Annotated in this window: 17 protein-coding genes; 8 read left to right on the forward strand and 9 right to left on the reverse strand. The window is 60.8% G+C overall.

Annotated elements, in window-relative coordinates:
- Both ACFORG_RS05925 and gpmI read right to left on the reverse strand, forming a co-directional pair.
- Positions 1–1143 carry a murein hydrolase activator EnvC family protein gene (locus ACFORG_RS05925; protein ID WP_386734465.1) on the reverse strand — a complete coding sequence of 381 codons (1143 nt, stop codon included), beginning with the start codon at positions 1141–1143 and terminating at the stop codon, positions 1–3.
- Positions 1140–2657: a 2,3-bisphosphoglycerate-independent phosphoglycerate mutase gene (gpmI, locus tag ACFORG_RS05930; RefSeq protein ID WP_386734466.1), complete on the reverse strand. Its 1518-nt coding sequence runs from the start codon at positions 2655–2657 to the stop codon at positions 1140–1142. The genes ACFORG_RS05925 and gpmI overlap by 4 nt, the downstream gene beginning before the upstream one ends.
- Positions 2658–2831: 174 nt before the next feature.
- On the opposite strand from gpmI, the gene ACFORG_RS05935 reads away from it, so the two are divergent.
- Positions 2832–3938, forward strand: coding sequence for an endonuclease/exonuclease/phosphatase family protein (locus ACFORG_RS05935; protein WP_386734467.1), 1107 nt, complete (start codon positions 2832–2834; stop codon positions 3936–3938).
- 39 nt (positions 3939–3977) lie between these two features.
- Here ACFORG_RS05935 and ACFORG_RS05940 read toward each other — a convergent pair whose 3' ends face one another.
- Together ACFORG_RS05940 and ACFORG_RS05945 are read right to left on the reverse strand one after the other, a co-directional pair.
- Positions 3978–6872, reverse strand: a complete 2895-nt coding sequence (locus tag ACFORG_RS05940; protein WP_386734468.1) for an error-prone DNA polymerase — start codon at positions 6870–6872, stop codon at positions 3978–3980.
- A 215-nt stretch (positions 6873–7087) separates the two neighbouring features.
- Positions 7088–8038 carry an ABC transporter ATP-binding protein gene (locus tag ACFORG_RS05945; protein WP_386734469.1) on the reverse strand — a complete coding sequence of 317 codons (951 nt, stop codon included), beginning with the start codon at positions 8036–8038 and terminating at the stop codon, positions 7088–7090.
- A gap of 86 nt (positions 8039–8124) precedes the next feature.
- On the opposite strand from ACFORG_RS05945, the gene ACFORG_RS05950 reads away from it, so the two are divergent.
- Entirely contained in the window at positions 8125–8301 is a 177-nt protein-coding gene (locus ACFORG_RS05950; protein ID WP_386734470.1) for a zinc-finger domain-containing protein, read from the forward strand.
- Positions 8302–8449: 148 nt separating this feature from the next.
- Positions 8450–11248, forward strand: coding sequence for a DNA polymerase I (polA, locus tag ACFORG_RS05955; RefSeq protein ID WP_386734471.1), 2799 nt, complete (start codon positions 8450–8452; stop codon positions 11246–11248).
- Positions 11249–11316: 68 nt separating this feature from the next.
- On the opposite strand, the gene ACFORG_RS05960 is transcribed toward polA, so the two are convergent.
- The 4 genes from ACFORG_RS05960 to ACFORG_RS05975 all read right to left on the reverse strand — a co-directional run bounded on the left by ACFORG_RS05960 (position 11317) and on the right by ACFORG_RS05975 (position 14162).
- Positions 11317–12072 carry a hydroxypyruvate isomerase family protein gene (locus tag ACFORG_RS05960; protein ID WP_386734729.1) on the reverse strand — a complete coding sequence of 252 codons (756 nt, stop codon included), beginning with the start codon at positions 12070–12072 and terminating at the stop codon, positions 11317–11319.
- A gap of 45 nt (positions 12073–12117) precedes the next feature.
- Positions 12118–13134, reverse strand: a complete 1017-nt coding sequence (gene arsB, locus ACFORG_RS05965) for an ACR3 family arsenite efflux transporter (protein ID WP_386734730.1) — start codon at positions 13132–13134, stop codon at positions 12118–12120.
- A 64-nt stretch (positions 13135–13198) separates the two neighbouring features.
- On the reverse strand, positions 13199–13540 hold the full coding sequence (locus ACFORG_RS05970) for an ArsR/SmtB family transcription factor (RefSeq protein ID WP_386734472.1): 342 nt from the start codon (positions 13538–13540) through the stop codon (positions 13199–13201).
- Positions 13541–13580: 40 nt separating this feature from the next.
- Positions 13581–14162, reverse strand: coding sequence for a DUF1285 domain-containing protein (locus tag ACFORG_RS05975; RefSeq protein WP_449284304.1), 582 nt, complete (start codon positions 14160–14162; stop codon positions 13581–13583).
- A gap of 64 nt (positions 14163–14226) precedes the next feature.
- On the opposite strand from ACFORG_RS05975, the gene ACFORG_RS05980 reads away from it, so the two are divergent.
- From ACFORG_RS05980 to ACFORG_RS05995, 4 genes are read left to right on the forward strand one after another with little or no spacing between them, the layout of a single operon-like run.
- Positions 14227–15234 carry an AAA family ATPase gene (locus ACFORG_RS05980; protein ID WP_386734473.1) on the forward strand — a complete coding sequence of 336 codons (1008 nt, stop codon included), beginning with the start codon at positions 14227–14229 and terminating at the stop codon, positions 15232–15234.
- On the forward strand, positions 15231–16106 hold the full coding sequence (locus tag ACFORG_RS05985; RefSeq protein WP_386734474.1) for a DUF58 domain-containing protein: 876 nt from the start codon (positions 15231–15233) through the stop codon (positions 16104–16106). Before ACFORG_RS05980 ends, ACFORG_RS05985 begins: the two co-directional genes overlap by 4 nt.
- Positions 16103–18871, forward strand: coding sequence for a DUF4159 domain-containing protein (locus tag ACFORG_RS05990; RefSeq protein ID WP_386734475.1), 2769 nt, complete (start codon positions 16103–16105; stop codon positions 18869–18871). The genes ACFORG_RS05985 and ACFORG_RS05990 overlap by 4 nt, the downstream gene beginning before the upstream one ends.
- Positions 18868–20907, forward strand: coding sequence for a hypothetical protein (locus tag ACFORG_RS05995; protein WP_386734476.1), 2040 nt, complete (start codon positions 18868–18870; stop codon positions 20905–20907). The genes ACFORG_RS05990 and ACFORG_RS05995 overlap by 4 nt, the downstream gene beginning before the upstream one ends.
- A gap of 9 nt (positions 20908–20916) precedes the next feature.
- On the opposite strand, the gene ACFORG_RS06000 is transcribed toward ACFORG_RS05995, so the two are convergent.
- A complete protein-coding gene (locus tag ACFORG_RS06000; RefSeq protein WP_386734477.1) occupies positions 20917–21660 on the reverse strand; it encodes a porin family protein in 744 nt (247 codons plus the stop codon).
- 217 nt (positions 21661–21877) lie between these two features.
- On the opposite strand from ACFORG_RS06000, the gene ACFORG_RS06005 reads away from it, so the two are divergent.
- Entirely contained in the window at positions 21878–23095 is a 1218-nt protein-coding gene (locus ACFORG_RS06005) for an FAD-binding domain-containing protein (protein WP_386734478.1), read from the forward strand.
- The last annotated feature ends 20 nt before the right edge of the window (positions 23096–23115 follow it).

A 23115-nucleotide genomic window follows, 5' to 3' on the forward strand; every position in this document is an offset into this window, starting at 1 on the left:
CTATCTATCCTTGTCCGTTCGGAACCACGTTTCCGGGTTCACCGGGCTGCCACCTTCTCGTACTTCGATATAGAGCGTTTCCGGCCGTTCCGTTCCAGTCACATCCGCGTTCGTGGACACTATAGCGCCGATTTCAGGCGCGGCACCCCCCATCAACCCAACAGGCGTGCCCTCGGGGATGACGAGGCCAGCCTCGCCATAGACCTCGGCCAATCCCGAAAACACGAAAAGCAGATCTGGCTGAGGCTCCAGAATTACGACATTACCCAGATCGAGCAGCGGCCCAAGGTAACGGATTGTCGCCGGAGTGGGCGAAACCACCAAGGCCCTGGCACGCGTAGCCAAGATGATGCCTTCGCGGGCAATTCCGGCTGCATCCTCTTCGCCCGCACGTCGCAGCATCAGACCCTGAACAGGCAAGGGAACTGCTCCCCTGAGCGCCGTGATATCCGCGCTCGATGGGGTCACACTTCCGTCAGCTGCAATTTCAGAAAGACCGCTGGCAAACCCGTCCAGCGTTTCGGTTGACGATATCAGGATTGCCGTGCGCACGGGATCTTCCGCGAACCGGCGCGGCAAGTCGGTTCGGTCGGCAATAGCCTTGCTCAAATCGGCGCGGGCCTGCTGCACACCGGATAATCCGTCCTGCAAGGTGCGGGCCGCGTTCTGTTGCAGTTGGCGAAGAGTCCGGACCTCTTCCAGATCCTCGGCTAGGCGCTTGGCAGCGGCGTTGAGCCCGGGCGTCACCTCGGCCAGCATCATGCCGGACCGTGCCGCGCCCAACGGTCCCGAAGGGTGCAACATCAACACCGGTGGTGCAGAGGTCTCGATCGTCTGGATCACGCCGAGCAGGCGGGCAATTTCATCTTCGCGCGCCCGCAGTTGGGCGGTCAGTTCAGCCTCTCGCGCGGCAGCGCGCCGCAGACCTTCGCGCATGGCGGCAAGCCCGGCCTCGTAGGCGCGGACCGTTCCCGTCAGCGCCTTGACCCGATCGCGGGCAGCTTCTGCCTCGGACAGTGTAATGGACGCCTCTTCAAGCATTCGCGCGGCCTCGCGCGCGGCGTCGGCCGGATCCGGTTGCGCCTGCGCCTGTCCGGCAGCAAGCGTCACGGAAACCCCCAGCAATAGCGCGCGAAGCGTCATGCCAGCAGGCTCCTCCCGGTCATTTCCTTGGGCTGAGGCAGGTCCATCAGTGCCAGAATGGTTGGTGCAAGATCGCTCAATCGTCCATCGCGCAGGCGCGCGCCGTCGGGCCCGCCGACCAGTGCCACGGGGACCGGGTTGAGCGTATGTGCCGTGTGGGGTCCACCCGTCGCGGGATCGACCATGGTTTCACAGTTTCCGTGATCGGCCGTGACGATCATTGCCCCTCCTGCCTTCTCAAGCGCGGCGATCACCTTTGCCAGACCCTGATCCACCGCTTCGCAAGCCTTTATCGCGGCATTCAAATCCCCTGTATGCCCAACCATGTCAGGGTTTGCATAGTTGCATACGATCAGGTCATACCCGGCTTCGATCGCCTTGACGAAAGCAGCCGTAACCTCGGCCGCCGACATTTCGGGCTGCAGATCATAGGTGGCAACCTTAGGCGACGGCGCCATGTAGCGATCCTCGCCCACTTCCGGGCTTTCCTTGCCGCCGTTCAGGAAAAAGGTGACATGCGGATACTTCTCGGTCTCCGCCAGACGAAACTGTCGGAGGCCTTGTTTCGCCACCCACTCACCCAAGGTATTCACGATTTCACGCGGCGGGAAAACCGTTGTCATGTAAGCGTTGTGGCCCTCGGAATACTCCACCATGCCAAGCATCGCGGCCAGTTTCGGCTGCGTGCCCGTCTCGAATTCGCTGAAACCAGGCTCACCAATTGCACGCAGGATTTCGCGGGCGCGGTCGGCCCGGAAATTCAGGCAAAACACGCCGTCACCCTCAACAGCACCCTCGTAACCCGAGATGACGCTAGCGCCGATAAACTCGTCCGTCTCGCTCTGGTTATAGGCACGGGTCACGGCATCTTCTGCCGTTTTTACCGTGCGGCCTACGCCACGGATCATCGCGTCATAGGCTTCTTTCACCCGATCCCAGCGGTTGTCGCGATCCATCGCAAAATAACGACCTGTCACTGTAACGACCTTTGCGCCCTCGGGCAGGCGGTCCTCCAGCTCCGACAGGTAGCCATATGCCGATTTCGGCGCGACGTCCCGCCCATCGGTGATAGCATGAAATGCAACCGGCACACCGGCGTCAGTCATCGCTTTCGCCGCTGCAAGGATGTGCTCGAGATGTCCGTGCACGCCGCCGTCGGACACCAGCCCCATCAGATGCGCGGTACCGCCTGTCCGCTTCAATGTGGCGATGAAATCCTTCAGGGCTTTCTGTTCGAAAAAGCTTCCGTCTTCGATCGCAAGATCGATCTGGCCCAGATCCATTGCGACGACGCGGCCCGCCCCGATATTGGTATGGCCCACTTCTGAATTGCCCATCTGCCCGCTCGGCAAACCTGCATCCGGACCATGGGTAATCAGTTTCGCATGAGGTCCGTCCTGCATGATCGCATCGAATGTCGGGGTCTTTGCGAGGTAAGGCGCGTTCGCCGCCGTGTCATCAGAAAGCCCCCAGCCATCGAGGATGCAAAGGACGACGGGTTTGGGTGTGGGCATTTCGGACTCCGGCAACTGCTCGGCGTTTGTCTATCGCTTGAGCGAGTTCGGGTGAACCACCTTTTTCACAACGGGCAATCGCCTGCCGCTGGTCGCCTTGTCAGATGCAGGCGTCATCAAACAAGCGTCGGAATCGTGATATGCTATGCCCGGTCGTCACAAGGAGCCTGCCCCATGCCCCGCGACAACATGCGCGATCTCAGTTTCGCCACGATCAACCTGCTGAACCTGCAAGTGCCCGGCGGGATCACCTATTCCAACCAACCGCATTTCACCGACGATGCCGAGGGCCAGGCCGCATATCGGCGTAAGGTCGAGTGGACCGCCGCGCGGCTGCGCGAGGTCGATGCCGAAGTCATTGCGTTCCAGGAACTTTGGGCAGCTCAGGCATTGGTAGACTGCTTCAAAGCCGCTGGACTGTCAGGTGATTATGACATCCTTGCACGGGACGCACCGGGGCGCGGACGGCCGCAAGTCGCACTGGCCGTTCGCAAAGACCGGCATGGCAGCCCGCAATTGGTTCGGGGTGACTGGCAGACGGCGTTTCCAGAAACCTTCCGGTTCGAAAAACTGCACGAGACCGATGGTGCCGAAGAAGAGATCACCATCACGATCTCGGAATTCTCGCGCCCTCTTCTGATCGCGACGATACAGCCCGAAGGGCGCAGCCCTACACCGCCCGAGGTTACAGTCATCGTCGCACACCTGAAATCCAAGGGTCCGGCGCGGGTTTCCTTTGCCGCGCCAAAACCGGTCATTCTGGAGTATCACGCGAAACACGCGCGCTCGGCCCTGGCTCATGTTCGTCGCGTCATGGAAGCTGGCGCGCTACGCGTTCTGCTGGATGAGCAAATGACGAGCGAGGATGATGACGATATCTCGCCGGTCGTGGTCTTGGGTGATCTGAACGACGATACCACCTCGGTCACCAACGAGCTCATCTCGGATCAACCCACCTATCGCGTCATGCAGAAAAGTCGCGCTGGTCTGACCTCTGACAAGGGCCTCTACTCCGTTGAACGGCTGCAGCAGTATCGATCGATGCGGCACGTCTATTACACGCATATCTACAAGCACAAACGCGAAAGCCTGGACCATATCCTTGTGAGCGAAGAGTTCTATGACCACTCCCGCAAGCGGCTGTGGTCGTTCCGCGAGATGGAAGTGATCAATGACCACCTCAACCGGCCTTCGTTTGAAGACACCCTTGGGGCCTCGGATCACGGGGTCGTAAAGGCCTATTTCGACTGGAACCCAATGCCCAAGGATCTGACAGCCTGAACCCCACCCACCGCCGAGCGCACGCGACGCGACTATGGTTCAGCCCGAAGGCGTCAGCAGGTGGCGCAGCAGCGCGACGGGATGCGCTTTGAGGCTCAGGCGCATGGAGACATAATCCTCAACAACCTCCTCACCCAGTGTCATCTCGGGCAGATGGGCCGCAGGTTCATCGATCATCTCGCCCTCAATCCCCTGCGCGAAAAGCGGCAGGGGGCGGGGTGTCTTGATCGCCTTTGCCGCCCAGAGCGCCTCGCGCCGCGTAAGGCCAAGCGCGGCGAAAGCATCCGCTTCGGAGAGCTTTTCAAGCACCAGTGGAGTCAGTCCCGCCCTACGCCACAGATCGGCCACCTCGGTATACCCATTGCCGCGCGCCGCGGTCAGCCATGCCGCATCATCCTCGCGCAGCCCCTTGATCTGCCGAAATCCCAGTCGCAGGGCCAGACCACCGCGCCCGTCCGGCTCCATCACGTTGTCCCAATAGCTGTTGTTGACACAGATCGGCCGCACCTCAACCCCGTGTTCGCGGGCATCTCGGATAATCTGGGCGGGCGCGTAGAAACCCATTGGCTGAGAGTTCAGGAGTGCGCAGGCAAAGATCCCCGGGTGATGACACTTGATCCAGGCCGAGGCATAGACCAGCAGCGCGAAACTGGCCGCATGGCTTTCGGGGAAACCGTAGGAACCGAACCCCTCGATCTGCGAAAAGCACCGCTCGGCAAAGTCACGGTCATAGCCGTTCCTGGCCATTCCATGCAGAAAGAGCGAACGGAACTCGCCGACATGGCCGAGCTTCTTGAAAGTGGCGAGCGCGCGGCGCAGGCGATCGGCCTGCTCGGGGGTAAAGCCCGCGCCAACGATGGCAATCTGCATCGCCTGTTCCTGGAAAAGCGGCACGCCCAGCGTCTTGCCCAGCACTTCGCCCAGCGCGTCTGACGGGAACTCCACAGCCTCCTCGCCATTTCGCCGTCGGATATAGGGGTGAACCATGTCTCCCTGGATTGGGCCGGGACGGATGATCGCCACTTCGATCACGAGATCATAGAAGTTACGCGGGCGCATGCGCGGCAGGAAGTTCATCTGCGCACGAGACTCGACCTGGAACACGCCTATGGAGTCGGCACGGCAGAGCATGTCGTAGACCTTTGGATCCTCGGGCGGCAACGTGGCAAGGCTGAACCGGGTCTGGTGATGCTGCTCGATCAGGTCCAGCGCCTTGCGGATGCAGGTAAGCATCCCAAGGCTCAGAACATCCACCTTGAGGATACCAAGTGTATCGATATCGTCCTTGTCCCAGCAGATGACGGTGCGGTCTTCCATCGCGGCATTCTCGATGGGCACAAGCTCATCCAGCCGCCCCTCGGTGATGACGAATCCGCCGACATGCTGTGACAGATGCCGGGGAAAGCCGTTGATCTCGTAGACCAGCGCCAATGTCTGCTGCAGGCGGCGGTCGGCAGGGTCGAGTCCGATCTCGCGCATCCGCTCAGCCTCGATTCCCTTGGTCGAGAAAAAACCCCATAGCTGAGAAGACAGCGCCGAGATCGTATCCTCGGTCAGCCCCATTGCGCGTCCGACCTCGCGGATCGCACGCTTGCCCCGGTAATGGATCACGGTTGCGCAAAGCCCGGCGCGATGGCGGCCATAGCGCTCGTAGATGTGCTGAATGACCTCCTCGCGGCGCTCATGCTCGAAATCGACGTCTATGTCCGGCGGTTCGTCGCGTGCCTCGGACACGAAACGCTCGAACACCATGGTACCGATCTCGGGGCTGACCTCGGTGATGCCCAGCGCGTAGCAGACCACCGAATTGGCCGCCGAGCCGCGCCCCTGACACAGGATGTCGCGCGAGCGGGCAAAAGCCACGATATCGCGCACGGTGAGGAAGTAAGGCTCGTACTTCAGCTTGGCGATAAGAGCGAGTTCATGGGCCAGCATCGCGCGCACCTTGTCAGGCGCACCCGCCGGGTAGCGCCAGGCCAAGCCCTCACGCGACAGCCGCGCTAACCGGTCCGCGGGGGTTTCACCCGCGGCAATCTCGGACGGGTACTCATATCGCAACTCGTTCAGTGAAAAGGTCAGGCTGTCCGCCAGTTCCTGCGTACGGGCTACCGCATCCTCGTGCCCCCTGAAGAGGTGCCGCATCTCGTCCGCACCGCGCAAGCGCTGCTCGCCATTGGCAAGCGCGTTACGGCCAAGATCCTCGACCCGGCAGCGCAACCGGATGGCCGTCAGCACATCTGCCAGCCGCCGCCGCGCACCGTGATGCATGCGCGGTGCGGCAGATGCGAGCGCCTGCACTCCCAGCGCAGATGCCTGGGCCGCGAGCCGGTCGAACCGCATTCGGTCAACCCCATCATATCTTGGGACGAGCAAGGCATGCATGCGCCCGGCAAAGCGGTGCGCCAACCGTTCAGCCCGTGGCCACGCACCTCCCGCGCCGCACCCCAACCCGGTCTCGCTTGGCCAGAGGAGCAGGTGGAGCCCTTCCGCATGATCCTCGAGATCCGACAGGTGGAGGATGCAGTCACCCTTCTGCGCGCGCAGCCTACCCAAAGACAGCAACCGGCAAAGGCTTGCCCAGCCGCGCCTGGTTATCGGCAAGGCGGTGACAGGTGGCGCATCGGTGAACACCAGCCGCGCCGCCGGAATCACGCGGGGGACGGAGTAAATCGGATAGGACCCGGTGCGCGGCAAGTGAGGGGGACAGGGCGGGCCAATAGGGGCATTTCGTTCATCCCAAGCCCGACGCTCGGCGATCTTGCGGGCAATCTCGCGCGCATGGCCATGTGCACGCACGATACCCGCCACCGAGTTGTCATCGGCGATGGCGATGGCTGACAACCCAAGCAAAACGGCGCGCTCCACGTGCTCCTCAGGATGGGAAGCCCCAGTGAGAAAGGTGAAGTTCGACTGGATCGATAATTCGGCAACCATGGCGAGTCAGGATAATATTCACCTTTTGTTCCAATTCCGAGTCACTTGCCGGTGAAAGGCGACAGCACTCTTTCATCCGGCACCCTGAAAACCGCGCACCAACCTTCGCCAGCAAACGCTTCTTCCTCTTGCCCGAAATATCCCGGAGTGCGAGGCAGAGCCTCGCTTCGCGCCCGCACAGGGCGCAAATCGAGCGCGCGCGGTAGCGCGCACCTTCAAGATGCCGCCGATGCCCGCGACCGTGAAGATGTGAGCGCAAGGAACACGTCCTCTAGGTCCGCCTCCTCTGTCTTCACGTCGCGGATGCGGATGCCGGCCGCACGGACCGCTTCGAGCACCGCTTCCGCCGTCGTTTCCGAACTGCGGTATTGCAACACCAGCGCACCATCGTCGCGCCGGTGGCACGTGATGCCTTTGCCCACGGGATCGGCATCCGCCGCCCCGTCCGGGTGGATCACCATTGCGCGCCCATCCAGCCGACCCAGAAGGTTCTCGGTGCTGTCCTGCGCAACTACCTCGCCATGATTGATGATGGCGATCTCGTCGCACATCTCCTGGGCTTCCTCTAGGTAATGGGTCGTGAGGATGATGGTCATGCCCTGCTCGTTCAGCTTTCTGACATTGGCCCAGAGCATCTGGCGGAGCTCGATATCCACCCCGGCGGTCGGTTCGTCAAGCACAAGGACATGCGGACGGTGGACAAGGGCCTTACCCAGCAGCAGGCGCCGCCGCATTCCGCCCGACAGTGTCCTTGCATAGGCCTCGGCCTTGTCCGAAAGACCAATCATCTCAAGTATCTCGTCGCTGCGGCGCTGCGTCTTGGGCACACCGTAGAGCCCTGCCTGAACCTCAAGCGCACCGCGCGGCGTGAAGAACGGGTCGAGGTTCAGTTCCTGTGGCATGACCCCAATCGAGGCCCGACTTTGCCGCGGGTTGCGGTCCTGATCGAACCCCCAGATCGTAACCTTGCCCGATGTCTTGATCACAAGGCCCGCGAGGATGTTGATCATCGTCGACTTTCCAGCACCGTTCGGACCGAGAAGGCCAAAGACGGACCCGCGGGGAACCGTCAGGTCAACACCTTTCAGTGCATGCTTTTCCGGCGCGCCGCGCCCGCCTGCATAGGTCTTGGTCAACCCTTCGATCCGGATTGCCGCATCGGTCATAGCGCCTCTTGCCCCCTGCTTTGGCTTCGCTCATAAACGCACCTAATCCATGCCCGCGAAGCCGACAAGCCGAAGGACCGCCGTTCATGACCATCGAAGCCCCCGAAACCAAGATCGTGGAAACCTCACGCGTGGCTTGCGATGGCGGAGAAGGTGCGCTGGGTCACCCAAGGGTCTGGCTGCAGATTCCCGCCGATCAGGGGTGGGTTGAATGCCCCTATTGCGATTGCAAATACGTTCTCAAAGGCCGCGAAGAGGACTGACGGGTTCTCGCCCCGCCTGCTACGTGTCGACCATGACAGGGGTCGAACGCACGTCTTGTACATGCCGGCCCATGTCGGCGCTTGCCACTGGAATCGCCCTGCGGATCGTGGCAGGACATGGACACCGCCGCCATTGGGAGACACGCGCATGACATTCGGCAAAGGCTGCCATCTGCACCTGATCGACGGATCGGCTTTCATCTTCCGCGCCTATCACGCGCTGCCGCCGCTGACGCGGAAATCGGACGGGTTGCCGATCGGGGCGGTGTCGGGCTTCTGCAACATGCTGCAGCGCTATGTCGAAGGGAACCACGGCGGCGACGTCACCCATGTGGCGGTGATCTTCGACAAGGGTAGCCACACGTTCCGCAACGACCTTTACGATCAGTACAAGGCCAATCGCGAGGCCATGCCCGAAGATCTGCGACCGCAAATCCCACTGACCCGGCAAGCCACCGAGGCGTTCAACATCGCCTGCAAAGAGATGGAAGGGTACGAGGCCGATGACATCATCGCCACGCTTGCCGTTCAGGCGCGCGAGGCCGGCGGCCGGGTGACGATCATCAGTTCCGACAAGGATCTCATGCAGCTGGTCGGTAACGGGGTCGAAATGTTCGACGCGATGAAAAACCGCAGCATCGACCGCGACGGCGTCATCGAGAAATTCGGAGTTGGCCCCGAACGGGTCGTCGATGTGCAGGCATTGGCAGGTGATTCCGTCGACAATGTGCCCGGCGCGCCGGGCATCGGGATCAAGACCGCGGCTCTTCTGATCAACGAATACGGCTCTCTCGAAGATCTTCTGGACCGGGCCGAGGAGATCAAGCAGCCCAAGCGCCGCCAGACCCTGATCGAGAAACGCGACCAGATCGAGTTGTCGAAGAAGTTGGTACAGCTCGATTGTGAAACCCCTCTGGAATTCACGTTGGACGACCTCGAAGTGCGGGAACCCGATCCAGAGCGGCTGATGGAATTCCTGGCCAAAATGGAGTTTCGCACCCTCACCAAACGGATATCGGAAAAGCTGGGGGTCGAGGCTCCGGCGATCCCGGAAAAGACGCCGGATACGGCCGAGGAAGGGGCACCCACAGCAGAGGCACTCCCTTTCGATGGAGAAGCCTATGAGTGCATTCGCGAGATCGACGCGCTGACGCCATGGATCGACCGGATACGCGAACGCGGATACGTCGCGGTCGATACCGAGACGACCGGTCTGAACGAAATGATCGCCGAACTGGTGGGCGTTTCGCTATGTATCGATCCGGGCAAGGCCTGCTATATCCCGCTGACCCACAAGGACGGAGATGCAGACGATCTTTTTGGCTCAGACGCGCTGGCCGAGGGTCAGATACCGCTGGAAGAGGCATTGGCTGCGCTAAAGCCGGTTCTCGAAGATCCTTCGATCCTCAAGATCGGGCAGAACATCAAGTATGACTTCAAGATCCTGAAGCGCTACGGCATCGCTGTCTCTCCCATCGACGACACGATGCTGATGTCCTATGCCATGCATGGCGGCGAGCACGGCCATGGGATGGATACGCTGAGCGAACGGTACCTGGGCCACACGCCGATCCCGATCAAGCCGTTGTTGGGCAGTGGAAAATCCGCGATCACCTTCGACAAGGTCAAGATTGATGATGCCACCCCCTATGCCGCCGAGGATGCGGATGTGACGCTGCGCCTCTGGCAGCTCTTCAAACCCCAATTGCACCGCGCGAAAGTCACCACGGTTTACGAGACGCTAGAACGTCCTCTGGTTCCGGTTCTGGCACAGATGGAGATGCATGGCGTCAAGGTCGACCGCGAGGTCCTGAGCCGCATGTCCAACGCCTTTGCCCAGAAGATGGCCGGGCTGGAGGCCGAGATTCACGAGTTGGCCGGTGAAAGCTTCAACGTCGGCTCGCCTGCGCAGCTTGGCGAGATCCTTTTCGACAAGATGTCTTTGCCGGGTGGCAAGAAGGGCAAGACCGGCAAATACTCGACCCCCGCCGACGTGCTGGAGGATTTGGCAACCGAACACGATCTGCCGCGCCGGGTGCTGGATTGGCGGCAGTTGAGCAAGCTGAAATCGACCTACACCGATGCGCTGCAAACCCATATCAACCCCGACACCGGGCGGGTCCATACCTCCTACTCGATAACCGGGGCAAATACAGGCCGCCTGGCTTCGACCGATCCGAATTTGCAGAACATCCCGGTACGAAGCGAAGAAGGCCGACGCATCCGCGAGGCTTTCGTTGCCGAGCCGGGCAATGTTCTGGTCAGCCTCGACTACAGCCAGATCGAGCTGCGGATCCTGGCGCACATTGCCCAGATTCCGGCCCTGAAGCAGGCGTTTTCCGATGGGTTGGACATCCACGCCATGACAGCGAGCGAGATGTTCGACGTGCCTCTGGACGAGATGACACCGGATATCCGGCGACAGGCCAAGGCAATCAATTTCGGCGTGATTTACGGCATCTCGGGCTTCGGCCTTGCAAGAAACCTGCGTATCCCGCGAGCCGAGGCGCAGGGTTTCATCGACCGATACTTCGAACGTTTCCCCGGTATTCGTGCCTACATGGACGACACGGTCGGTTTCGCCAAGGAACACGGGTATGTCCAGACATTGTTCGGGCGGCGGATTCACACGACCGAGATCAACGCAAAGGGTCCGACGGCGGGCTTTGCCAAACGCGCGGCGATCAATGCCCCAATCCAAGGCACCGCGGCCGACGTGATCCGGCGCGCGATGGTTCGCATGCCTACGGCCATCGCCGAACTTCCGGCCAGAATGCTGTTGCAGGTTCACGATGAATTGCTGTTCGAAGTGGCGGAAGATGCCGTCGATTCTCTGATCGACGCGGCCCGCGACGTGATGGAAGGCGCAGCAGATCCGGCCGTGAAGCTGGATGTAAATCTGGTGGTCGATGCCGGTCAAGGCGCGAACTGGGCCGAAGCGCATTAAGTCTGGCGACTTAATCTGGCCCGGTCCGCACCATCCCACCGATCTACTCGGTGAAGAATGGGTGCCGGTCAGCGTGGCATCCAGCCTAACGAACGGCGTGTGTCACCGCTTGAAGGAGTATATTCCGCACTGACCCAACCGGAATACCCGCTGTCATCGATTGCGGAAAAGAGCGCCGGGAAATCGACGGGCCCACGACCGGGCTCAGACCGGTCAGGGGCAGCGCCGATCTGAATATGCGCAGCGCGGTACCCGTGTTTTTCCCATGTACCAAGCGCATCACCATGGATCATCTGCGCGTGAAACGCATCATATTGGAGAGCCAGATTGGGACGGTCGACCGCACCGAGCACCTCGGCAGCGAGATCGTAATCGTTCAGAAAATAGCCCGGTTGCGAGACTGGATTGAGCGGTTCGATAGTGAAGCGCTGTTCCGGATAGGCATCCGCGAGCCATTGAAGATTCGCGACAAAGGTCTTCTTGGCGTCATCACCCTCTCCCGGACCAGACATCACGTGGATAAGCCCCGGCCTCAACTCCGCTGCAAAGCGCATGGTGCGCTTCATGTCGGAGCGGAAGCGTGCATCCTGCCCGGTCAACGCTGCATAACCCGGCGTCCCCCCCGTGTAATTTGGCGGTGGCGCGTTCATCAATACGAAGTCGAGCCCATTCGCCAACAAGGCGCGTCGAGTTAGCTTTGTTGCGGTGTCGTAGGGAAACAGAACCTCGACACCGGAAAAACCCACATCAGCGGCGGCGGAAAATCTGTCTAGAAAGGGCAGTTCAGTAAACAGAAGCGATAGGTTTGCGGCAAAACGAGGCATGGCCATTTCTCTATCCCGTTCGCCGCAACTGTCCAAGACAAACGGTCAGTTCCCCGCGGGAAAACGCGACCGGGTGCGGTTGGCAAATGCAACCAGTGACAGCATCACCGGCACCTCCACCAGAACCCCGACAACGGTGGCAAGTGCTGCTCCCGAATTCAGACCAAATAGGCTGATCGCGACGGCAACGGCAAGCTCAAAGAAGTTGGACGTGCCGATCATCGCGCAGGGGGCCGCGATCTTGTGTGGTACCTTGAGCGCCCAGGCCGCACCATAGGCAAGAGCAAAGATGCCGTAACTCTGGATCAGGATCGGGACAGCAATCAGCACGATCACCAAGGGCTTGGCCAGGATTACCTCACCCTGCAGGCCGAAAAGGATGACGACGGTAGCGATGAGACTGATGATCGACCACGGCTTGACCCGGGCCGAAAAAGCATCGATCGCCGCTTGGGAACCAAGCATACGGCGCGTGATCAACCCTGCGGTCAATGGCAAAACGACGTAAAGCACGGTGGCTAGAACCAGCGTCTCCCAAGGCACGGTTATGTCGGTAACCCCGAGCAGAAAGGCAACAATCGGGGCAAAGGCCACCACCATGATCAGGTCGTTCACCGAGACTTGCACAAGCGTGTAGGTGGCGTCGCCGCGCGTCAGTTGCGACCAGACGAACACCATCGCTGTACAGGGCGCCGCACCTAGCAGGATAAGCCCGGCAATATACTGCTGCGCGTCCTCGGGCGCGATCCATGGCGCGAAGACGTAATCGAAGAAAAGAACCGCCAAAAGCGCCATTGTGAAGGGCTTGATGAGCCAGTTCACGGCAAGTGTCACCAACAGGCCGCGAGGTTGCCGTGCGACGCCCGAGATTGCCCCAAGATCGACACCAACCATCATGGGGTAGACCATGGCCCAGATCAAAACGGCCACCACGAGGTTGATCGAAGCCACCTCGGCTGCGGCCACGGCTTGGACAAGTCCCGGCGCGATGTAGCCGATCGCTATGCCCGAAACCATCGCCAAGGCGACCCATAGGGTAAGGTAACGTTCGAAAACGCCCATGCTGTCGGCACCGGGGGCGGTTGTGTCTGTCATTGGTGGATCCAGTTCGGTTTTCGGGCGCGGTTCAGTCGGAAGGTGGCGAAGTGGCCAACTGGTCAAGCACAGGTTGGCATAGATCGGGGCGACCGCCACAGCACTCCTCCATCAGGTAGGCAAGCAGGTCGCGCATACCCTCCATTCTTGAGAAGTATCGGATCGAGCGGCCTTCGCGCTGAGGGCGAATAAGACCGGACGTTGTCAGCAAGGCTAGGTTGTTCGACACGGTATTCGGTCTTGCTTGCAACGCAGAAGCAATGTCGCCAGCCGTCAATCCACCCTCCCCTGCCTTGATCAGCATGCGGAAGATATCGATGCGCATGTCATGCGCAAGCGCGGAAAGGGTCGTGATCGCTTCAGTCTTTTCCATATTTCATGTAATATGGAAATCTTTAATTGGACGCAAGCCCTCAGTCCGGGTCAATCGTGTCCGATGGGGCGATGGGAAAAAAGCAGTTCTGGGACCAAACTCCAAACCACCCCTCATGATGGGCGCCGAGGTCGACCAGCCTGTAGAAGCTTTTGCGGTCGATCAGCGCCTCAAGGCCGGAACGTACCATTATGTACGGCGAAGGTTCGTCGGTTTCGTAGTCCCGAACGATGCGCAGCGGAAGCGTTTCGCCCGCAACTGCCGTATCCCCAAGATTCGTCGTGAATCTCAGAACCTGCATTTCGCCTTCCCCCGTCGCGGTAAAGTCCACAGCGACAAATGGCGCATCTTCTACCTCGATCTGCCATTTCTCAACCGGAGTGACCAAGAAATAGGCATCTCCCTCGCGTTTTAGTATGGTTGAGAACAGGCGAACGAGGCCCGGGCGGGTCATCCGTGTACCTTCATGGTACCAAGTTCCATCACGAGCGATGCGGATATCAATCTTTCCTGAAAGCGGTGGGTTCCAAGTGTCCACCGGCGGTAAACCCTTGGCCTGAGATGCTTTTGCGGCTGCTTCGATGTCGGATGCCGAAGGGATCACGGGAGATTGTCCGCTCATTACTTTTGCCATTTCTTCTGCACGAGATACACTCAACCCATATATGTCCATGGAAGGGAATGTCATGTCCGAGCCTGCCGACCTGGTCGCCGAGATCGAGGCCCTAGAAGACAAGCTCCGCGAGGCGAAGACCTCGATCACGCGCCGGTTCATAGGTCAGGAGCGTGTCGTAGATTTGACATTGGCTGCTCTGCTGTGCGGTGGCCATGCCTTGTTGATCGGTTTGCCGGGGCTGGGAAAGACACGGCTGGTTGAAACACTGAGCACCGTGATGGGGCTCAAGGGCAACCGGATCCAGTTTACCCCTGACCTGATGCCTGCAGACATCCTTGGTTCCGAGGTACTGGACACCGCCGAGGACGGCACGAGAGCATTCCGGTTCATTCCCGGTCCGATCTTTTGCCAGTTGCTGATGGCCGATGAAATCAACCGCGCCAGCCCCCGCACGCAGTCGGCATTGTTGCAGGCGATGCAAGAGAAAACGGTGACCGTGGCGGGCGAGGACCGTTCACTGGGACAGCCGTTTCATGTGCTGGCAACCCAGAACCCGATTGAACAGGAGGGTACCTACCCACTGCCCGAGGCGCAGCTGGACCGGTTCCTTGTCCAGATTGACGTTGCTTACCCCGACCGCGACACGGAAAGGTCGATTCTGCTGGCAACCACTGGAGTTGAAGAGGCCGAAGCCGCCGAAGTGTTCACTCAAGCGGACTTGCTCGCCGCGCAGGTCTTGTTGAGGCGTATGCCGGTTGGTGAATCGGTAGTGGAGTTGATCCTCGACCTGGTCCGCGCGTTCCGGCCCGAAGAGGCTGGCGTATCAGACCGGGTTCGTGAAACCGTGGCCTGGGGCCCGGGTCCGCGTGCGGCGCAGGCGCTGATGCTCACCGTCCGTGCGCGTGCATTGCTTGAGGGACGGCTTGCACCCAATGCCGAGGACGTCGTGGCCATGGCTCGACCCGTCCTGAGCCACCGAATGGCACTGAATTTTGCCGCACGCGCACGGGGAGACAGCCTCGCCGATCTCATCGAAACCACGGCACGCGGTTTGACGCGCAGTGAGGAGGCCGCGTGACCGCTCCTCTCGCCCTTCGTGAACGCGCCGAGGCTGAGGCCGGACGGTTTCCGCCACTCCTGGCGCGGGCCGAGCATCTGGCCGGCACCGTTCTCTTGGGCGAACATGGACGACGACGCGCAGGTCTGGGGGATGATTTCTGGCAATACCGCCCTGCCCAGCAAGGCGATAGTCGCCGGATGATCGACCACAGGAGGTCGGCACGCGGGGACACGCAGTTCGTGCGTGAAAGGGAATGGCAGATCGCTCAATCGGTCATGCTTTGGGTCGATCAAGGCGCATCCATGCGCTTTTCTTCGGACAAGTCTCTCCCGGAAAAGATAGAACGCGCCCGTGTAATGGCCTTGGCCTTGGCCATCCTGCTGGTACGCGGAGGAGAGCGCGTCGGCCTGACCGGCACAAGCCTGCCGCCCAGGCGCGGCGAGGCACAGGTCGCACGGTTGGCCCAGTTATGGGTCGAAGACGACCAATCCGATTATGCCCCACCTGAACATCGCGCCATGATCCCGCATGCAAGGGCCGTTTTCATCTCGGACTTTCTCGGCGCAATGGAGGAAGTTCGGCTGGCCCTGACCAAGGCGGCCGACCGTGGCGTACGCGGCGTCCTGCTTCAGGTCCTCGACCCCGGTGAGGAGGCGTTCCCGTTTCATGGTCGAACAATCTTTCAGAGTGTCGGCGGCACCATGCGCCACGAAACCTTGAAGGCAGGTGATCTGAAGGACCGTTATGTCGCTCGCCTTGCCGAACGCAAGGCCGAGTTGCAGGCTCTATGTCGCGCGACGGGCTGGCAGTACGGGACGCATCACACCGGTGACAGCGCGCAATCGGCTCTGCTGTGGCTTTACCGCGCGCTCGACGGGGGAATACGATGACAGTTCTCGGTGGCATCGGATTCGCGACACCCTGGTTGCTATGGGCCTTGCTGGCCCTTCCGATCCTGTGGCTTATCCTGCGCGCCATTCCCCCTGCGCCAATCCGAAGGCTGTTTCCTGCAGTAACGCTGCTGCTGGGTCTGAAAGACGACGAAAGCGTCTCTGACCGAACACCTTGGTGGCTTTTGCTCCTGCGCATGCTTGCGGTTGCGGCAGTGATCATCGGCATGGCCGGACCAGTGCTGAACCCATCACGGGAAACAATCGGAAACGGCCCTTTGCTGGTCGTTCTTGATGCTACGTGGGCGGGAGCAAGCGACTGGACGAACCGGATGGACGTGATCGACGCCCAGTTGGCCGAAGCAGGCCGGTCCGGACGGCCGGTGGCCCTCTTGAGCCTGACAGACCCCGAAACGCCCGTTTTCCAATCGGCCGAAGCACTGCGCAGTCGCTTGCCCAGCGTCTCACCGGCCCCGTGGCAGCCGCAGACCGCGCAGGTTGCACAGGCGATCGCTGCTCTGGATGTGGTCGAAGGCAGTTATGATACGCACTGGTTTAGCGACCGGCTGGATTACGAGGGACGTGAAGACATACTGGCGATATTGCGCGCAGCGGGCGAATTGCGAATTTATCAGTCAGGGCAGCCGGTGCTGGGCCTGAAACCCGCAACCTTTGCAGACGGAGCTATCGCCCTGACCGCTATGCGTGCCGATCCCGGCCCGGCACGCGACATCGAGATCCTGGTGACTGGACGAGATCCAGCCGGGGCCCTTCGCGTGCTGGAAACTGCCACCGCTCGTTTCCAAGATGGCGGAACGGAGGCCGTCGCTGAACTGATCCTGCCGTCTGAATTGCGGGCCCGCATCACCCGTTTCGAGATCAAGGGCGAACGCGCAGCCGGAGCCCTGTCGCTGAGTGATGACGGATTGCGCCGGCGCGAGGTTGCGCTGATCGCCGGGCAACGCAACCGCGAAGGGTTGGAGCTGCTATCACCTCTGCATTATCTCACACAGGTTCTCGTGCCTTCGGCAGAATTCGTGCCTGGCGAGTTGATGGAAGTGCTGCCGTCGAACCCCGACGTGATCGTTCTTGCCGATGTGGCGACACTAAGTGCCGGTGAAGAGGCCGGACTGGTCGATTGGGTGGAGAATGGCGGCCTTCTCGTGCGTTTCGCCGGTCCACGTATGGCGGCAAGCGAATTTGGACGCGATGTCGAAGAACAGCTCCTTCCCGTGCGGCTGCGCGGCGGTGGACGCAGTATCGGCGGCGCCATGAGCTGGGGCGAAGCCAAGACGCTTGCCCCCTTCACCGAGGGGTCGCCTTTTTCCGGGCTTCGCGTTCCCGAGGATGTGACGGTTAGCACGCAGGTGATGGCGCAACCTGATCCCACGCTCGCAGACCGGGTGATCGCATCGCTGAGCGACGGCACCCCCCTTGTGACACGAAAGCCGCTTGGGCAGGGACAAGTCGTACTGTTCCACGTCACCGCTGACGCCGAATGGTCCACCCTTCCGCTGTCGGGCCTTTTCGTCGAGATGCTGGACCGGCTGACCGTTTCATCCGGAGTAAAGGCGCAGCAGGCCGAGGCGCTCGAAGGTACAACGTGGTCACCGGTTCAGGTCATGGATGGTTTCGGCACGCTGCGTGATGCTGGCAACCTTCCGGGAATTGACGGTGCGGAACTGGTGAGCGCGCAGTTGGGGCCCGATTTGCAACCCGGTCTCTACGCCAGCGAAAAGCGTCGCCTCGCGCGGAACGTTCTGGATGAAGCCGCAGTCCTGTCGCTGGCAAGCTGGCCCCCCGGCATTCCGGTCGAAGGCATGAGTGTTTCCCAAGAACGGCCGTTGGGCGGCATGCTGCTGAGCCTGGCCATCGCACTCCTTTTGGCAGACGTCATTGCCGCGCTGGCCCTCTCTGGTCGTCTAGGGCTTGCACGAACAGCGGCGCTGGTGATCGGATTGGGCTTGCTGGCGCCCAAGGGTATTGCGCAAGAGGCCGATCCGGATGCGACCGAGTTTGCCTTATCAGCCACCGCTGAAATGGTACTTGCCCATGTTCTTACCGGCGACCCCGAGGTCGATCAACTTGCCCAAGCAGGGCTTAGGGGTCTGGGCGACACGCTTTACTTCCGAACTTCGGTGGAGCCCGCGCAGCCGATGGGCGTGGACCTTGAAACCGACGAACTGGCATTCTTTCCCCTGCTCTATTGGCCAATCAGCGAAGAGCAGCCAGTTCCGTCGGACGAGGCTTATGCCAAGCTGAACACTTATCTTCGGCAAGGCGGCATGATCCTGTTCGATACGCGCGACGCGGATATCGCGCGCTTTGGCTCAGGCAGTCCGAACGGGCGCAAACTACAACAATTGGCGCGGCCATTGGACATACCGCCCTTAGAGCCTGTTCCAGATGACCACGTTTTGACGCGGACATTTTACTTGCTGCAGGACTTTCCCGGCCGTCACGCCGGCAGCGAGGTCTGGGTCGAGGCCGCTCCGCCCGATGCCGAGCGGATCGAGGGGATGCCCTTTCGCAATCTCAACGATGGCGTAACCCCCGTGGTCATCGGTGGCAATGACTGGGCGGCCGCCTGGGCCGTGGATCGCGACGGTCGGCAGCTGGTGCCTGTAGGGCGCGGTTATGCCGGAGAACGCCAGCGTGAACTGGCGTATCGTTTCGGAGTGAACCTCGTGATGCATGTTTTGACCGGCAACTACAAATCCGATCAGGTCCATGTACCTGCGCTGCTCGACAGGTTGGGACAATGACCGGAACAGTCCTTTTCGATCCGCTTATCCCGTGGGCCTTAATTGCCGTGGTTTCAGGGATTGCCATCGCAGGCGTTGCACTAGCCCTTTGGCGCGGCCTTTCAGGCTGGGCTCTGCGCGGCCTCGCGGCATTGGTCATTCTGGGCGCGCTTGCCGGTCCCGTCTATCAGCAGGAGGATCGCGCGCCGCTCACCGATATTGTCGTGATGATCGAAGACGAGAGCGCCAGCCAGACATTGTCCGACCGGCCGGATCAAATGGAGGCCGCCGAGACGCTCGCCGCCCGTATCGAAGCGCGCGACAACACCGAATTGCGTCGGATTCGCGTTGGTGATGCAGAGGGCGATGCCGGAACCACTCTCATGACCGCCCTGTCCGAGGCATTGGCCGAGGAGCCCAGCGCGCGCATCGCCGGTATCGTCGCGCTTTCGGACGGGCTAGTGCATGACATGGATCGGACCCCGAACTTACCTGCCCCCTTGCACTTGCTCATGACAGGTCGCGAGGGCGACTGGGACAGGCGGCTCATCGTGTCGAACGCCCCGGCTTTTGCCATCATCGGAGAACCAGTGACATTGACCCTGCGGATCGAGGACAGCGGCAATCCGCCCGACACAGGGCCTGTGGCGCCTTTGGAGATCTCGGTCGACGGAGAAGAACCCCAGCGCGTGGAGCTGCCAATCGGGCAGGATATCGAAGTGCCGGTGACGCTTCCGCATGGCGGGCGAAATGTGCTGCAGTTCACCGTGCCCGTCGCCGAGGGAGAGTTGACGGACCGCAACAACACTGCGCTGATCCAGATGAACGGCGTTCGTGACAGGTTAAGGGTGTTGTTGGTATCCGGCGAACCACATCCCGGAGGCCGCACTTGGCGCAACCTTCTTAAGTCCGACAGCTCGGTCGATCTCGTGCATTTCACCATCCTCCGGCCACCCGAGAAGCAGGACGGCGTACCTGTAGATGAATTGTCGCTCATCGCCTTTCCGACCCGCGAACTGTTCCTCGAAAAGATCGACGATTTCGACCTGATCATCTTCGACCGCTACAAGCGGCGCGGTATTTTGCCCGCGATCTACCTCGACAATGTGGCGAATTACGTCGAAACCGGCGGCGCGGTCCTTGTGGCTGCGGGGCCGGATTTCGCAACGGCAGACAGCATATATCGTTCTCCGCTGTCACGAGTCCTTCCGGCCGAACCCACCGCCCGCGTGATCGAAGAGCGTTACGTGCCCAAGGTCACAGATAGGGGCCTGCGCCATCCGGTGACCTCGGACCTGCGGGACAGTGAGAGCTGGGGTGCATGGCTGAGACAGATCGAGATCGAGGGCATCGCAGGGCACGAGGTGATGACCGGGGCTGACGATCAACCATTGCTCATCCTAGACCGGGTCGGAGACGGCCGCGTTGCGCTTCTGGCCTCTGACCACGCCTGGCTGTGGAACCGAGGTTATGAAGGCGGCGGTCCGCAGCTGGAACTGCTGCGCAGACTTGCCCATTGGATGATGAAGGAACCCGAACTGGAGGAAGAGGCGCTTTGGGCCGAAGCCACCGGTCAAACGATGCGGATCATTCGCAGGTCTCTCGAAGAAGACATCGGAGCGGTCACGATCACGACGCCATCGGGCGACGAGGTCGAGGTAGAATTGGAAGAAGTCTCGCCTGGCCGGTACGAAACGCTCTGGCGCGGCCCGGAAATCGGGCTTTACAGACTGGCCGAACGAGACAGCGAGGCCGTAATCGGGCTAGGTCCGGCAGCACCGCGCGAATTTGAACAGACGATTGCAAGCGCCGAGACGATGGCTCCCGTCATTGATGCGACGCGTGGTGGCGTGATCCGGCTGGAAGACGGCCTTCCACAAGTCCGTAGCGTTCGTGAAGGTCGACCGGCAGCGGGCCGAGGCTGGATCGGCCTGACTCCACGGGAAGCCTATGAAACACAAAGCGTAACGCGCGCCAGCCTGTTGCCACCGTGGCTGGTGCTGCTGCTTGCCGCAGGGTTCATTACCGCTGGCTGGCTCCGGGAAGGACGGCGCTGAGCTTGACGGTCAAAAGCGATAGGTCGCGCCGAATATCGGACCGGACTGGCTAAACTCGAACGGATTGCCATTCACGATGTTTTCCATCGAGATATAGCGGTAACCGCCGCGTAACATCCAGTTGTCGTTCAACTCGTAGTCGGCGGTCAACAGTACCTGCCACGTTTCATTGTCGCTGCTGAACCCGCCGTAATCGACAAAGGCCGTTCCCTGCCAGCGTTCGGAAAAATCGACACGCGCGCGTACACCGATCACCGGGTCTACCCAACTGGCATCGGCAACCGCCGTGCGCTGAGGTTGTGTCCCCGGCAAGAGAGTCAGCGCTGTATTGGTATCGAACCAACGGAATCCGCCAGCGATGTCGACCTGAGCAGATCCACTGTCATACACGCGATACCCGACATACCCGTTGAGAATCTTGGTCGTCATCGACGTGTTGAGGCCGGAATGGGCCGGACCCGGGGTGGCGTTCCCAAAGGACAGATCGTTGTACATGTAATCGATCAGAAAGCTCCACTGACCATTGCTCGCCCCGAAAGCCCCCATGAAAGCAAAGTCGAGGTTGTCCAGGGCATCGCTGAAGCTGAGCGTTCCCTCGATCCGGCCAGCCGGCGTCGTGATCGCCGTTTTGGACTCCGGCATGAAAAGATACACCGTCGCCTCGTACTGCCAGTTCGATCCCTGGGCGCTTACGGAATCTGTGGTCGTCAATGAGGCCAGCGCAAGCAAGAACGAAGCAAATAGGCGTTTCATTTCGTGGTCTCCTCCTCGTGGCTGCGGTTTTGCCGACCCAACGGGTACGGCTCGGCAATCCGTCTGATTGGATCTGATGTTAACTCATCTTCCACCTCATGTGCGCTTTTTGTCTTGATACAGATCAAGCGCAGCTTGGCCCCGCGATTGACCGGTGCCGCCTTTGAAATTGTGGCGGCACGCCTAGCTTTATCCGCATCCCGACAGGAGATGCGGCATGACACCGGAACTTGCGACGCGGGCCCATGGGCTTCGTATTCTCGAGAATTTTGCACCGCGCATGGGTCGCGCCTATGCAATCGGACGAAACTATGACTGCGGGCCGGGAAACCACCGGGATGTTTCGCAGCTGTCGCCTTACATCCGCCGCCGCCTTGTAAGCGAGCACGAGCTTGTTGCGACAGCACTGGAAACCCACGGATACGAGGGAGCAGAGAAGTTCATTCAGGAAGTCGTTTGGCGCGGATACTTCAAGGGATGGCTGGAACGACGCCCCCGGATCTGGTCCGATTACCGTGACGGTCTGATAGCGGATCTGGCCGATGCCGACACTGATCCTGCCTTGCGCAGCCGATTGGACGCCGCGCTGACCGGCTCAACAGGGCTCGCGTACTTCGATGCATGGGTCGAAGAGTTGATCACGACGGGCTACCTGCACAATCACGCGCGGATGTGGTTTGCGTCGATCTGGATCTTCACGCTCGGCTTGCCTTGGCGGATTGGAGCGGATTTCTTCTTTCGCCACCTGCATGATGGTGATCCGGCCTCGAATACCTGCTCTTGGCGGTGGGTCGCTGGCCTGCATACCCGTGGAAAAGTCTACGAGGCCCAAGCATGGAACATCGCCAAGTTCACGCAGGGTCGATTTTCACCACGCGACGCCGACCTCGCCGTCAAACCCGAAGGTTTGCAAGGGCAGGAACCAGACGACTTGCCGGAAACCACGCCTCTGCGCCAGGTGAACCCGCCTAGACCGGGTGTTGCGACGGTTGTTTTGCTGATCGAGGACGATTGCCAGATCGAGGCGTTCGACCTCGATGCTCTCGACATATGTGGGGCCGCCACTCTCGCCACCAGTCACCTGCGGTCGCCGTTGCAGTGTTCGCCTGACGTTTCGGCGTTCGAGGCAACGGCCCTGAAGGATGCGGCGGTACGTGCGGGATTGACGGCCGTGCAATGTCGTGCTGGCCCTGTCCAGAGCCTTGTCGAATGGGTCGAAAAAACGGGCGCTCGCCAGATCGCCATGCCCTACGCGCCTGTTGGTCCTGTGGCCGATTGGACCGACGCGTTGCGCCCTCTTTTGCGGCACCGAGGGATCGCCTTGACGGAATGGCGCAGGGATTGGGACGCTCTGATCTGGCCACATGCCACCGCAGGCTTCTTCAAGGTCAAGAAGAGGATTCCGAAGATTCTGGAAGACATCGGTCTGGCATGAGACCGTTTTAACCTTTGGCG

It is taken from the genome of Lutimaribacter marinistellae, from assembly GCF_042648365.1.
Classification (GTDB): Bacteria; Pseudomonadota; Alphaproteobacteria; order Rhodobacterales; family Rhodobacteraceae; genus Lutimaribacter_A; species Lutimaribacter_A marinistellae.

Bases quoted from the DNA above. Each gene is read 5' to 3' on its own strand.
- ACFORG_RS05925 (WP_386734465.1), bottom strand. From the start codon at position 1,143: ATGACGCTTCGCGCGCTATTGCTGGGGGTTTCCGTGACGCTTGCTGCC.
- gpmI (WP_386734466.1), bottom strand. From the start codon at position 2,657: ATGCCCACACCCAAACCCGTCGTCCTTTGCATCCTCGATGGCTGGGGG.
- ACFORG_RS05935 (WP_386734467.1), top strand. From the start codon at position 2,832: ATGCCCCGCGACAACATGCGCGATCTCAGTTTCGCCACGATCAACCTG.
- ACFORG_RS05940 (WP_386734468.1), bottom strand. From the start codon at position 6,872: ATGGTTGCCGAATTATCGATCCAGTCGAACTTCACCTTTCTCACTGGG.
- ACFORG_RS05945 (WP_386734469.1), bottom strand. From the start codon at position 8,038: ATGACCGATGCGGCAATCCGGATCGAAGGGTTGACCAAGACCTATGCA.
- ACFORG_RS05950 (WP_386734470.1), top strand. From the start codon at position 8,125: ATGACCATCGAAGCCCCCGAAACCAAGATCGTGGAAACCTCACGCGTG.
- polA (WP_386734471.1), top strand. From the start codon at position 8,450: ATGACATTCGGCAAAGGCTGCCATCTGCACCTGATCGACGGATCGGCT.
- ACFORG_RS05960 (WP_386734729.1), bottom strand. From the start codon at position 12,072: ATGCCTCGTTTTGCCGCAAACCTATCGCTTCTGTTTACTGAACTGCCC.
- arsB (WP_386734730.1), bottom strand. From the start codon at position 13,134: ATGGGCGTTTTCGAACGTTACCTTACCCTATGGGTCGCCTTGGCGATG.
- ACFORG_RS05970 (WP_386734472.1), bottom strand. From the start codon at position 13,540: ATGGAAAAGACTGAAGCGATCACGACCCTTTCCGCGCTTGCGCATGAC.
- ACFORG_RS05975 (WP_449284304.1), bottom strand. From the start codon at position 14,162: ATGAGCGGACAATCTCCCGTGATCCCTTCGGCATCCGACATCGAAGCA.
- ACFORG_RS05980 (WP_386734473.1), top strand. From the start codon at position 14,227: ATGTCCGAGCCTGCCGACCTGGTCGCCGAGATCGAGGCCCTAGAAGAC.
- ACFORG_RS05990 (WP_386734475.1), top strand. From the start codon at position 16,103: ATGACAGTTCTCGGTGGCATCGGATTCGCGACACCCTGGTTGCTATGG.
- ACFORG_RS05995 (WP_386734476.1), top strand. From the start codon at position 18,868: ATGACCGGAACAGTCCTTTTCGATCCGCTTATCCCGTGGGCCTTAATT.
- ACFORG_RS06000 (WP_386734477.1), bottom strand. From the start codon at position 21,660: ATGAAACGCCTATTTGCTTCGTTCTTGCTTGCGCTGGCCTCATTGACG.
- ACFORG_RS06005 (WP_386734478.1), top strand. From the start codon at position 21,878: ATGACACCGGAACTTGCGACGCGGGCCCATGGGCTTCGTATTCTCGAG.